The 12,513-nt window shown below is 56.4% G+C and carries 10 protein-coding genes and 1 tRNA gene; 2 read left to right on the plus strand and 9 right to left on the minus strand.

All coding sequences use genetic code 11. From position 1 onward, the window contains the following. Positions 1-6: 6 nt before the first annotated feature. Together BLV81_RS05155 and BLV81_RS05160 are read left to right on the plus strand one after the other, a co-directional pair. Entirely contained in the window at positions 7-1,725 is a 1,719-nt protein-coding gene (locus BLV81_RS05155; protein WP_092353113.1) for an ArnT family glycosyltransferase, read from the plus strand. 150 nt (positions 1,726-1,875) lie between these two features. Continuing rightward, a tRNA-Leu gene (locus tag BLV81_RS05160) sits at positions 1,876-1,962 on the plus strand. 391 nt (positions 1,963-2,353) lie between these two features. Here BLV81_RS05160 and BLV81_RS05165 read toward each other — a convergent pair. The 9 genes from BLV81_RS05165 to BLV81_RS05205 all read right to left on the minus strand — a co-directional run bounded on the left by BLV81_RS05165 (position 2,354) and on the right by BLV81_RS05205 (position 12,513). Beyond that, complete coding sequence (locus tag BLV81_RS05165; RefSeq protein WP_255364970.1) at positions 2,354-3,013, minus strand: DUF2968 domain-containing protein; 660 nt, start codon at positions 3,011-3,013, stop codon at positions 2,354-2,356. Between the two features lie 185 nt (positions 3,014-3,198). Next, on the minus strand, positions 3,199-4,566 hold the full coding sequence (locus BLV81_RS05170; protein WP_092353403.1) for a sigma 54-interacting transcriptional regulator: 1,368 nt from the start codon (positions 4,564-4,566) through the stop codon (positions 3,199-3,201). Between the two features lie 96 nt (positions 4,567-4,662). Continuing rightward, complete coding sequence (locus BLV81_RS05175; RefSeq protein ID WP_143036283.1) at positions 4,663-6,384, minus strand: pilus assembly protein TadG-related protein; 1,722 nt, start codon at positions 6,382-6,384, stop codon at positions 4,663-4,665. Positions 6,385-6,428: 44 nt separating this feature from the next. Then, positions 6,429-6,869, minus strand: coding sequence for a DUF3613 domain-containing protein (locus tag BLV81_RS24155; protein WP_176992755.1), 441 nt, complete (start codon positions 6,867-6,869; stop codon positions 6,429-6,431). A gap of 37 nt (positions 6,870-6,906) precedes the next feature. Next, the gene (locus tag BLV81_RS05185; RefSeq protein ID WP_176992756.1) at positions 6,907-7,809 is read right to left on the minus strand and encodes a tetratricopeptide repeat protein; all 903 of its coding nucleotides are present in this window, start codon (positions 7,807-7,809) and stop codon (positions 6,907-6,909) included. Beyond that, positions 7,806-8,762 carry a type II secretion system F family protein gene (locus BLV81_RS05190; RefSeq protein WP_092353121.1) on the minus strand — a complete coding sequence of 319 codons (957 nt, stop codon included), beginning with the start codon at positions 8,760-8,762 and terminating at the stop codon, positions 7,806-7,808. The genes BLV81_RS05185 and BLV81_RS05190 overlap by 4 nt, the downstream gene beginning before the upstream one ends. Positions 8,763-8,803: 41 nt before the next feature. Beyond that, on the minus strand, positions 8,804-9,733 hold the full coding sequence (locus tag BLV81_RS05195; protein WP_092353123.1) for a type II secretion system F family protein: 930 nt from the start codon (positions 9,731-9,733) through the stop codon (positions 8,804-8,806). A gap of 2 nt (positions 9,734-9,735) precedes the next feature. Continuing rightward, positions 9,736-11,091 carry a CpaF family protein gene (locus tag BLV81_RS05200; RefSeq protein WP_092353405.1) on the minus strand — a complete coding sequence of 452 codons (1,356 nt, stop codon included), beginning with the start codon at positions 11,089-11,091 and terminating at the stop codon, positions 9,736-9,738. A 117-nt stretch (positions 11,092-11,208) separates the two neighbouring features. Beyond that, positions 11,209-12,513 (minus strand): AAA family ATPase, encoded by a 1,305-nt coding sequence (locus BLV81_RS05205; protein WP_176992757.1) that lies wholly within the window; start codon positions 12,511-12,513, stop codon positions 11,209-11,211.

Below are 12,513 nucleotides of genomic sequence, written 5' to 3' on the forward strand. Positions count from 1 at the left end.
ATTGTGATGAAGCCCGTCCGCCTTCCCGCCTCCGCCACCAGCGCACTGCCACGCTGGGGCCTGTGGGCGCTGGGATTGCTCTATATTTTGCCCGGCCTGATCGGGCGCGATCCTTGGAAAAATGAAGATGCATCCAGCTTCGGTATCGCCTGGACCATGGCCCACGGCGGTATCGCCGACTGGCTGGCGCCGAACATCGTCGGCCTGCCCATGTCCGGCGAAAGCCCGCTGACTTATTGGATAGGCGCAATTTGCATCAAGTTATTCGGCTGGCTGCTGGGCGATCCGCTCGCAGGCCGCTTGCCGGCGGTCGGGTTTTTCCTGGTCGGCTCGCTGTCAGTCTGGTACGCCACCTATTTACTGGGGCGGCGTAGCGAAGCACAACCGCTGAGGCTAGCCTTCGGCGGCCAGCCGGAACCCAGGGATTTTGGCCGCACCCTGGCCGACGGCGCATTCCTGATTTATCTCGGCAGTCTCGGCCTGCTATTGCCAAGCCACGAACCTACCGCTAAAAGCCTGCAAGTTTCACTGGTGGCTTTTTCCCTCTATATCGCGGTCCGCCTGTTTGAAGCACGCGGCCTGCGTAGCGCGGCAGTGCTCGGCCTCAGCTTCGGGCTGCTGATCCTGACCCGCGGCTGGCTGCTGCCGCTGGCGTTGCTGTGCGGCTTGCTGACACTAGCGTTGATGCGAGAAAGAGCCATCGCCAGGGATTTGCTGCTGGTGACCTTACCCTTGACGCTGGTAATTCCGGCAATATGGTTTGCAACTACCTTTGCGCTGTTACCCGACAGCTTGAATCGTTTCGTTGTCTGGGAAAGATTCAATCTGCAACAATTGGGCTGGCCGAGCTGGAACGCATTATCGTATTACTTTAAATACGGTATCTGGTTTGCATGGCCGGCATGGCCGTTCGCCGGCTGGGCGGTATATGCCTGGCGCCAGCAACGTTCGACCTTGCATATCGCGCTGCCGCTGGCATTTTTCATCAGCCTGACGATCATACTGTTGCTGAATCCGCATCCGGACGAAGCCATTTTGCTGCCCCTGTTGCCGCCACTCGTGATTCTGGCCGCATTCGGCTTGCCGACCATGAAGCGAGGCGCCATCAACGCGGTAGACTGGTTCTCGGTGATGACCCTGACCGCTTGCGCCGCATTCATCTGGCTGGCCTGGATCGCCAAGGAAAGCGGCTGGCCGGCGCAGATTGCCAAGAATGTCTACAAACTGGCGCCAGGCTTTAAACCCGAGTTCAATCTGATCGCGCTGGTGATCGCCCTGCTCGGCTCGATATTCTGGATTTTGCTGGTGAACTGGCGCCTGTCGCGCCGGCCGGCGGTCTTGTGGCGCGCCGTGGTGCTGTCCTCGGGCGGCGTGATTCTCTGCTGGCTGTTGCTGACCACCTTATGGCTGCCGTGGATCAATTACAGCAAGAGCTATGCGGGCGTAGCCGCACAAATCGATCAGCACCTGCCTGCGGTCAAGCAGTGCGTGGATACCAACGTCGGCCCGGCGCAGCGCGCATCGTTTGCTTATTTCGGCGGCATCCCGTTTGGCGAATATGGCCAGCCGCACTGCGATTTCCTGCTGTATCAAGACAACATCTCGGTCAAATCCGACGATGCGATCTGGCGCGAATTCAAAGGCAACTGGCAACTGCTGTGGACCGGCCGCCGGCCCTCGGATCGCGATGAACGTTTCCGCCTGTATCGGCGGATCAGTAATTAATCTCCGCCATTAATCCAATCTAATAGTCCGATCTATTAGCCCCATCTGGCAAGATGGCGATGACAGTCGCCAATATATTCAGGGAAAATAGATTCATACAGAAAGGCTATTGATCGCTCCGCAGAAATCAGTCATAATAGCGGACGCGTTGCCGAGATGGCGGAATAGGTAGACGCACGGGACTCAAAATCCCGCGCTGGAGACAGCGTGCCGGTTCGATTCCGGCTCTCGGCACCAAAATGAATACGCTCCTGCACAGGGGCGTTTTTCATTTGCAGCGAAGAATAAGTAGCAGCAATTTCCTTCAGCAATACTGCGCCGCACCTCCCTCGTTGTCCCGGATTGCCCTGGCAATTTCTTCCTTGCGGATTTACCCGTTCTGAATGCCCCAAAGCGCCATCAGCTTAATATGATGAAGTGCGAATCGCTAGCTTCAGGCGGTTAAAGACATCCGCGTGTCGGCCGATTGAATTGCTACCGCTGGTCGTTAATTATTTGATCGCTTGGCTTTAGCTGAAATCGATGTTCGCAAAAAAAATCGGGATGCGTCCAAAGTACGCATCCCGATCCGTTTGCTGGCCAAGCGCCAAAACCAATTGCCTGGCGCGATATCGCCGGCGTGCCAGCGTTATTTCTTGATAGTCTTGGCGCCGCCAAAATTGCTGCTATCCAGTACGGTTTGCTGTGCTTCCAGTGTACGAATACGGTTCTGCAAGCCCTGCAACTCGCTGCTTGCCGCTTGCTGCTTGCTGCTCAGCAGCTGTGCTTGCTGACGCGCCTGATCCTGTTGGACCGAGACGTTCTGCTCTTGCTGTTGCTGAACCACCAGATCGTTTTGCAAGGCGTTCAGCCTGGTTTCCTGGGCCGCGATCAGCTGCTCGGTGTATTGTTTATCCGCTTCCAGCTTGATGCGGCGGATATCTACCTCAGCCAGCTTCTCGGTCTGGCGGACGAAATTCTTGTAGACCTGCTCGGCCTGCGTTTCCGACATGGTTTTTACGACGCGCCAGAAATTCTTTTGCTGGAACAATGCGACATAATAAGTGCGGCTGTCCGGTTTGAACAACTGGCTGGCGCCGTAGTTGCCATTGTAGGTAGTACGCAATTCGCTCACACCCTGGCTCTGCATCAATTGCTGCAGCTCGCTGATGGTGCTGTTGGCGCTGTTGCTGCCGCCATTCGCAGGCTTAGCGGCTGCAGCTGTCGGGGTAGTTGAAGCAGTTGTCGGCGCAGGGCTTGCTGTAGACGTTTGCGCCAGTGCGTTGACCGACAAACCTGCAATGAGCATTCCTAGTCCTAAACCGCGGACTGCTTTGCATGCATTTACTTTCATCCCCTGAATCCTTCGCTAACATTAGTTTTGTCGGTGTGAATTACAGCACGCCTTCGATTTTATCTGCAATCCTGTTGTTGCTGGGCACTGTTTTTATTTAAACCATTGCCGTTGTCATTTCATTACTCCATCATAGGCGATCATTCGGCCTCGCCGACGGCTTCGGTGTCCGCAATCTGGAATTTACGCATTTTTTCCCACAACACCTTACGGCTGATGCCCAATGCGTGCGCGGTATCCTGGCGCCGCCAGCCGTTGGCATCCAGCATGGAAAGAATCCTGGCGCGTTCGGCCAGATCCCATTTTTTCCGGACCGCGGTCAGGTCGCTGCCGTCGTTCACCCGTTCCATGGTGCCCAGCTTGTCGAACACGCGATCGATGCGGACACGGTCCCAGACGCCTAATTGGCGATAGATGATGCCGACCCGCTCGGCCACATTGCGCAGCTCGCGCACGTTACCCGCAAACGTCGCCGCAGCCACCTGCTCCAGCAGCCAGTCCGGCGGCTGCGGGATCTGGTCGTAGGTCTGCGCCAGCAGCGTGTTGAAAATCGCGATCTTGTCGATTCTGCCGCGCTCTTCCAGATTAGGAACCCGCAGCTCGATTACTGCCAGCCGATAATACAAGTCGGCGCGAAACATGTCTTGCTGGACCTGCTCGCGCAAATTCCGGTTGGTCGCCGCCACCAGGCGGAAATCCAGCTTGACCTCCGTTTGCGAACCGAGCCTGGTGACCGTGCTTTGCTCCAGCACGCGTAATAGCTTGACCTGCTGGTACAAAGGCAGATCGCCGATCTCGTCGAGGAACAAGGTGCCGCCGTCGGCCTGTTCGAAATAACCTTTGTGCGCCAGCAAGGCACCGGTGAACGCGCCTTTGGCGTGCCCGAAAAACAGCGACTCGAACAAGCCGTCCGGAATGGCGCCGCAGTTGACGGCGACAAACGGCCCGCGGCGATAACGGCCGTGCCGCTGATGCAAAAGCTGCGCGATGCGTTCCTTGCCGACGCCGGTCTCGCCGACGATCAGCACACTGGATTCGCAATCGGCGAAGGCTTCAGCCTCGGCCACCAGCATCTGCATGGATTCCGATTGCGCAATCAGCGGCTGCGGCGCGCGATCCGCGCTGGCGCTGGCATGCAGCTCTGAGGCCAGGCGGAACACCAGCTTGCGCAGTTCGGCGCAGGTAAAATCGAGCATCAGGATGTGCGAATATTCGACCGGATACACGCGCGGATTGGCAGTGCGTCCGACTTCGGCCACCCAGATCACCGGCATGCCATGCGATTTCTGCCAGGCGTCGACAGAAAATTCGGCATGCTCGATCACCGTCACCGAAATCACCGCCAGCGAGGGCCGCGACGATACCTGATCACGCGTCACCGGCAAGCCGTCGGCACGAATCACTTCAATATCGAAACTCGCCAGACATTGCGAAATCCGGTCGGCAATATCCGAACTGCCTTCCCATACGTATATGTCGAGACTTTCTTGCAAAGGTTTGTTTTGCATGGCCATTTCTTTTCAATCTCCGTCGCTCAAAACCGCACGGGTTGGACGATTTCGCGTACGCCGTTTTTTGTTATCACAGTAATCTCATCACATGGCTCAATAGACCAGTTTCACGTTGCCGCAACTAATTGAATACAGATTGAGAGTACTTAGTCCGAGGTTCACCCCTAGCAGCGACGTCAATTGGTCAAGCAATGCGCCAACGCCAGACAAAAGCGGGTTTAATAGTGTACCCAGAGTCCCCAATAAAGTAGTCAGTAACCCACTTAGCAGTCCCAAAGGATCCGCGTCCAGACCAACCCAGAATTTCTGCGGCTGAATGACCCCACCTAAAATATCTTGCAATGAAGAGCCCACAGTTATGCTATTAGAAGTAGATGGAGGAGGATACAAGGTAACGGATGGATAGGTAGTAATCGGCGAAACGTTGATACCGAGATTAAGTACTCCGGCAATCGCATCAAACCGACTCGATGGGTTCGTCGCCATGTCACTGGGGCAGGACGATGGCGAACTAGACAAGGTTTGTCCCTTTGCCACGCAAATTCCCGCCGTACTTGTCTTTATATCGAAATTAGCGCTTTGCGGTGCATTACATTGCAAACTGTTGAGTCTGGCTGAACCCGCGGCAAGATAAACGTAGACCGGAAGCTGAACGGCAGAATATCCCGGGAATAACGTCAATGCCTGAACATTAATTGCCAGCCGCAACTGGGCTGAAGTTGCTGTTGCACCTGGCCCTCCCACCGCCATCTTCGGTGCGTCAATTAAACTCAATTGCAGGACTACTTGCCCCAACACCCCGAGGTTGATATTTATATTGGAACTCAGAAAATTATTTTTATTCGCGACCTGCAAAGCGCCAACATTTAACAAATCCAGGATATTGATTTGCGTATCCAACGCGGCAACTCCATTGGCAGCGCTCAGGTCCAAAATATCGCCAATTTTCAACAAGGTGCCGCCCAACGCCCCTGTGGTCAAGTTGACCAGGTCGGTATTTATGTTCGCCACCTGTACCGGTGACAGCCCCTTGATAGATGCATTGATCAGTTGCGCCAACGTTATTTGGGTGTCCGCTACCGCACTGATGCTACCGATATTCGCGTTCAGATTAGTTAGAACTTGCAACAACGACACTTGCGCTCCAAGCAATCCGCTATAGGAGACTGCATTCAGGCAAACATTGCTGCCTAGAAGGCTATTGACCAAAAGCGCCGACAACGAACCGCTACCACTGCAGAGGGTAAGCAATCCTGTTCCAAGAGAGAACGCGGCAGTAGGACTACTACCTGAAGCGATCGCCTGGGCATTGAGGGTGCGCCCTCCCAAACCAAAAAATGCCGGCACGGTCTGCGTCACAACCACCTTCACTGCATTCAGCTGCGTTCCCGCCGGAGGAGCAGAAAAATAATTGGGCGCCAAAGCCAGATTGGCGACTGGATCCCAGAGACCACAAGTTACGGCAATTACATTTGCCATCTTATTGGGTGCGGCAGTTGAAAAGCCGTTAGTTTGTGCGTTGCCGATAGCGGCCAACACCGGCGCGTCGGTCGCCACACAAGCTGTAGGATTGCCCGTTAACGGCGTACTGACAAGCTGCTGTGCGCCAGCCAGCGCCGCAAGATCCGCCACTTTCTGCAAATCGCGCTTCATGTAGAACAGGTATCCGATATCAATTGACGACAACAAGATGACCATGATGGACAAGCAAATCGCAGCCATGATCGCAATCGAACCGCGTTGGCAGCCAGCCTCACACCGTTGCTGGCGCGCGGCTGAAGGTTGTTCGCCATGGGTGTTCGAAAGTAAGTTCATGCTAGTTGGCGCCGCTTTGATATCTTTATCCGCATTCAAAATGATTAGTTTGAGATGTTCTTCGATACCTTATTTTCATAAAATTCCGGCAACGGACGTTTGAAGCTATCCAGATAACGCTGCCAGCTGGCGTCGGCCGTCGCGCCCAACATCGGCAACCGAGGACCGGCGACACGGCCGTCGGCTTGCGCCTGTAATAAGGTATGCGTGACGTCACCGACACGTATTCTTGCCTCCCGCTCCGCCGGGACAGGCGGTTCCGGCATCGCTACAGGCGCGGCGGTAGTCGTCCGTGAAGCGGAAGGTGCGGCGACGGTTGCAGGCGTCGCTACAGATGCATTTGTCGTGGCGGCTGCCGGTTCTTGCAGCAGCTTTCCCTTGAGTGGCGACATGGCCTGTGCGCACGCATCCGGGATCCCGGCTGCCGCCAGTAATACGGAGCCGCCGAACAGAATGCATAGACCGAAAATTCCTTGCGCTTTCATTGCATACCTCTTGAGCAAAAATTTAATTGCATGACATTCAGCCACCGTTACCGAACCGGTCCAGCATCGACTGGAAGGGCGTAGCAGGCGACAGCAGCGAATCTGCATTTTTACCGGCTGTGGCGGCGGAACCTTTCACGATGGTCTTTGCAGCGCCGGCAGAATCCTGGGGCGCAACCACTACAGCTTGTTGTTGGCCGATTTCCGCGGCCAATCGATACACGGCGGCACGGCCCTCCGCCGACAGGTTCGCCTTGTCCATCACGGCGCGCGCCTTGCCGGCATCGCCTGAAACCAGCAGGAACAACGCCAGATTGCCTATCATCTTGCGGTTGTCCGGCGCCAGTTCCGCAGCTTGCGCCAATGGCACGCGGGCAGCAGCAATATCGCCGTTACGTAACATCGCATAGCCGAGATCGCTCAACGTCACGGGATTGGTCGGCTCGCGTTTTGCCGCTTCCCGCAACGATGTGGCGGCTCCTTTGTAGTCGCCACTTTGTGCCGCCATCAGACCCAGGCCGTGCCAGGCGGCGCTGGCTTCGGACGAGTTCAATAATTTACGGTAAGCGGCATCCGCAGCAGCGCTTTGCCTGGTTTCACGCAATGCATCGGCGCGCAAACGCTGGATTTCCGGCGTACTGCCATTTTGCTGTTCGTAGGCATCGATATGCGCCAGCGATGCAAAGTACATGCCCTGTTCCTGCATGTTCCGAATCAATCCCAGATACATGCCCTTGTTGTCAGGCGTCGGGGCCTTTTCCTCCGCCTCCTGACGGAGTTGCGCCGCTTCGTTCTGTTGCGCATACATCTTTGCAGAACTGGTGGCGCAACCAGCCTGCAGCGTTGCCATCAGCATGATGAAAAATGGCAAAGCGCAGGTCGATAGAACATGTTGCGGCACCCGGCGGGCCGTGTTTTCCTGCGTCAGAAAAGACTTCATATATTTCCACCCATTTTCGAGAGTGCCCGGATTACCGCTAAAAAACCCATGCCGCCGGTAATCACCAGCAATCCAGGCAGCAGCGTCAGCACCATGACTCCGGTCATCTTCACCGTCAGCTTCCCGATTTTTTCCTTCATATCCAGTTTGCGTTGTTCGCGAATCCGTTCACTGAACAGCTTGAGCGGTTCCTGCACCGCGCCACCGTGATGCTCCACCTGCACCAACAGACGCGATACCGCGTGCAGATCCTCGTTGTCGAACACGGTGGAAAAGCGCCGCATAGATTGTTCCCGGCTGCGTCCTGTGCTGTATTGGCGGCCGGCGATCGCCAGTTCCTCGCCCAGCACCTTCAATACATTACTGAATTCGTTTTCAATGACATGCAAGCTCTGGTCCACCGACAAACCTACACCCTGCAACAAGCGCAGCAGGTCAATCAACAACGGCAGTTCATCGGCGGCCAGGCGCTGACGCTTGCGCGCGACCCGCTGCATTACCCACTTCGGCAACATGTATCCCAAAGCGACGCCAAAAAAACTAATCAACAGCAGTGATAACCACCCTCCGCGATCAAACAGCAACAGGCCCAGCAACGGCAAACCGATCGCCAGCACTACCCGCGCCAAAAAGAACTGGGATTTCCCACGCGTATCGTTGACGCCGCACTGATCCAACAGATGGCGGTCGTCTTCCGCCACCAGCTGGCGCCCCACCGGGGTATCCAGCCAATTCGCACTGAGCGCAATCAGGCGCTCGCGCCAGCCTGGCGGTTCAGTATGCGCATCGGGCATCGCTGCAGGCCTGGCGCGCGCGGCAATCTTTTGATCAATCGTGGCCAGATTGCGCTTGAGCCGCCACGCCCTTGCCATCAGCGCCCCACCCACCAACAGCAGGGCCGCTGCCATCAACAAGATCGCCAGGATAATCAGCGTACGCTGCGTTGTATTCACCGTAATTCCACCTCATGTAGCACTCAGCATCAAACTTGCAGTCAGACCGTCTTCGCCAGCCGAAACAAGCCATAACCACCCAACACTTCCAGCACTGCTGCACCGATCAGCATTTTTTTCCCGACGGGGTCATGCCACATATTCAGGAACATATTGTTATTAAAAATAATCAGGAACATGCCGATGGCGATCGGCAAGAGACCCATGATCCAGGCCGACAACCGGATTTCCGCCGATAAGGCAACCATTTCATTTTGCGCGTGTTCCAGATCACGCATGAATGCAGCCATGCGTTCCAGGACCAAATCGGAACGTCCGCCAAAGCGCGAAGAAACGCCGATCACGGCAGCCACCAGATCGAGTTCCTTGAATCGAAAAATCGCTGCCTGCTGGCGCAAAGCGTGTTCCAGGTCAACTCCCGCTTGCACCTGCCGGTTGGCACGATCCAGCACTACCCGCAACGGCCCCTCGGTACCAGCAATGCCGGTTTGAAAGGCTGCGCCTATGCTGTTGCCAATGGTGACCAGGCGCACCAAAGTGTCCAGGAATCCTGGCAATTGCCGTACCATGGTGCGCTGCAATTTCGAGCTTCTTAACCAAAAATAAAAAATCATCAGCATTATGTATAGGAACAAGGTTCCCAGCGCCGACAGCCATCCGCCGAATAACAAAGCCAGCAAGGTCAGGCCGGCGCCAGGCACCAGCAACTTAAAATACAAGCTGCCGTCAGGTTGTTGAATTCCTGCGCGCAAAAAGAAATGACGTAAAGCTTCTATTTGCAACTGCAGTTGCGGCGCCGTTTCGCCCTCGCTCTGGTACTGCTGCTGTACCGGATGCATTCCCTGAATCTGCCTGTCCACGAACGCAGCGCTGACATCTTGCCGCGAACGTTGTTGCGCGCGCTGCCACAGCCATAGCGCAGTGCCTGCCAATAGCAAAGCCGCCGCCAGTAACCATAGAGCGATATGCATGACTAGCGTCTTCCAGGCTGCGTGCTGGTGCTTTGACCAAAGCCGCCGGTGTTCGGACTGCCGGTACTTTGCTGGCCAAGCTGGCGCTGCCGCTGCAGTTTTGGCGCGTGCGGGAAGATGCCCAGCGACACCCAGCGGTCCGCTTCTTCGCCATCCGCGCCGATATAGCTCTCATGTTTATACAGTTCCTGCAGGGTGATGATGTTGTCGCCCATGCCGGTGACTTCGGTAATCGAAACGATACGGCGGCGGCCATTGGAAAGCCGGCCAATCTGCACGATGAAATCGAGAGCGCCGGCAATCTGTCGCCTGAGGCTGCTTTCACTGCCCTGGAAGCCGGCAAAGCCGGCCAGCATTTCGATCCGGTACAAGCATTCGCGCGGGGTGTTGGCGTGAATCGTGCCCATCGATCCGTCGTGACCGGTATTCATGGCCTGCAGCATCTCCAGTACCTCGGCGCCGCGCACTTCACCGACGATAATCCGGTCCGGACGCATCCGCAGGCTGTTGCGGATCAGGTCGCGGATACTGACTGCACCCGCACCTTCAAAGCCGCCCAAACGCGATTCCAGACGCACCACATGCGGGTGGTTGAGCGACAGTTCGGCGGTATCCTCCACGGTCACCACGCGTTCAGCTTCCGGGATGAAAAACGCCAGGGCGTTCAGCAGAGATGTTTTGCCGGAACTGGTGCCGCCTGAGACCAGGATATTGCAGCGGGCTTTCACGGCGTTATCCAACAGCGCATAGATTTCGTCATTCATGGTGCCGAGATTGAGCAGATCGGTAGGCTTCAACGGCTCCTTGCGGAACTTGCGAATCGACACCATAGGTCCGTCCACCGACAACGGTTCAATCACCACGTTCAGCCGGCCGCCATCCGGCAAGCGCGCATCAACCATCGGATTCGATTCGTCCAGCCGGCGCCCGAGCGGAGCCAGGATGCGCCGGACGATACGCAGCAGATGGGCGTTATCGGTAAAGCGCAGCGTTTCGCGCTGCAATATGCCGTGGCGCGAAACGAACACATCGTTATAGCCGTTGATCAGAATATCTTCGACGGTCACGTCAGCCAGCAGATCTTCCAGCGGTCCCAGACCAGCGAGCTCTTTGGTCAAGGCATCGGCAATCTGCCGCACCTCGGCTTCATTCAAGGGGATGCGCTGCAGGCGGACAAAACCGTCAACGTCCAGATTGACGAACTGCTGGATCGCGCTGCGCGACCAGCGGCCGAATTCTGCGCCCAGCTCTTCAATCCGCGTCAGCAGATGATCGTAGGCCGCCGTCTTGATATCCTGGAATTCCTGGGTATGCGAAAACGTTTGGTCATCATCAGCAAATTCAATCTGGTTACTCACGTTGGTATCTCCCATCTTTCATCTGGAGCCGCTTCTCGCCTGTTTATTTCCAATTATTGGAACAGATGCCGAGATCGCGGTGCGCATCACGCTTACGTTATGCCTGAATCGGCTGGCCTATTTTCGCAATAAAATTTTCGGTAGCCAGCGTCCCACTCCGAGCTTGTGCGATACCGTCTCGTCATGATTAAGTAAGCCATCGATCAAACCATCGACCGCCTTTACGTAGGAATCATGCGGAGCTACTTCGTGCAGCAGCTTGCCGCGATTGGCGCTGGCAGTTAGTTTCAATGTGCGTTCCGGTAAGGCCGCAAGCAAGGGCAATTTGAAGCGCTCGGCAATCTGGCTGGCGGCCATGCCGAAACGATCGTCATAACGATTCACTACCAGGCGCCGCTTGCCGTCATCCGGATGGCGGCCGTTCAATTCTTGCAAGGTACCCGCCAGCGACACCAGCGCGCCCACGCTTTGATCGGTCACCAGCCACACCTGGTCGGCCGCTCCGGTCAGGTTGGCAATGAATTCATGGTTGGTGAAACCGCCAAGATCGGCGATCAGTACATCGAAATACAAGCGTAGGCGATCCAGCAAAGCCAGCGCATCGTGGTGCGAAACGGTGCGCATCTCACTCAGGCTGTGAGGCAGGGAAATCACGGTTACGCCGCCCGGGCTGCGCGGCAGCGCGGTGTGCACCAGCGTTTCGTCCAGGCGGCGCAGATTACGCACAGCTTCGGCAAAATCGAAATTGCCGTTGGCGCTCAGATATAACTTGCCGTCTCCAGCGGGCAGGCCGAGATCGAGCAGGGCCACACGACTGTCGGCCGTATTTCGCTTGCCGTCGTGACTGGTATTGCGTTGCTGGATCAGGTCCGCCAGATGCGCCGCCAGCGTGCTGGTGCCGATGCCGGAACGCACGCCGAGCAAAGTCACCAGCTGGCCGCGTTTGACCGGCGCCGGATTTCGCGCCGCGGCCTTGGCCAGCACCCGCTGCACTACATCGCGCGCTTCATCTTCGGAGGCGCTGACATCGATAAAATCGCTGACACCAGCCCGCAATGCGGCAATCGTCCCTTCGGGAAAGGCCATGGAACCGACTGCCACCAAGGGTAGCTCCGGTAGGTTTTTACTCAATGCACGCGCCAATTCAATCGCATGCGCGGTGGTGCCGAGAGAGTCGACGGACAGGACCCCGGCATGGTCGCTAATTGACTCGACGCCGGAAAAATCAAGCAATACCAGCAAGGGATTGAGTTTGACTATGCGCGACAATAATTCCGCCACGTCGGCCTTCTCCTGCAGCAAGGTGCCCCATTTTCCGAGTGCGGCGCCTAGCCACACGGCTTGCGTGCTGTTACGTGAGCAGAATACGAAACGGCTCAGCGCCGTCAGTTCATTCAAAGCCTTGTTGCGAGCGTTCATCAT

The sequence above is a fragment of the Collimonas sp. OK242 genome (assembly GCF_900107095.1).
Classification (GTDB): domain Bacteria; phylum Pseudomonadota; class Gammaproteobacteria; order Burkholderiales; family Burkholderiaceae_D; genus Collimonas.

Coding starts and splice junctions, on each gene's coding strand:
- BLV81_RS05155 (WP_092353113.1), top strand. CDS start 7: ATGAAGCCCGTCCGCCTTCCCGCCTCCGCCACCAGCGCACTGCCACGC.
- BLV81_RS05165 (WP_255364970.1), bottom strand. CDS start 3,013: ATGCTCATTGCAGGTTTGTCGGTCAACGCACTGGCGCAAACGTCTACA.
- BLV81_RS05170 (WP_092353403.1), bottom strand. CDS start 4,566: ATGCAAAACAAACCTTTGCAAGAAAGTCTCGACATATACGTATGGGAA.
- BLV81_RS05175 (WP_143036283.1), bottom strand. CDS start 6,384: ATGAACTTACTTTCGAACACCCATGGCGAACAACCTTCAGCCGCGCGC.
- BLV81_RS24155 (WP_176992755.1), bottom strand. CDS start 6,869: ATGAAAGCGCAAGGAATTTTCGGTCTATGCATTCTGTTCGGCGGCTCC.
- BLV81_RS05185 (WP_176992756.1), bottom strand. CDS start 7,809: ATGAAGTCTTTTCTGACGCAGGAAAACACGGCCCGCCGGGTGCCGCAA.
- BLV81_RS05195 (WP_092353123.1), bottom strand. CDS start 9,733: ATGCATATCGCTCTATGGTTACTGGCGGCGGCTTTGCTATTGGCAGGC.
- BLV81_RS05205 (WP_176992757.1), bottom strand. CDS start 12,513: ATGATGAACGCTCGCAACAAGGCTTTGAATGAACTGACGGCGCTGAGC.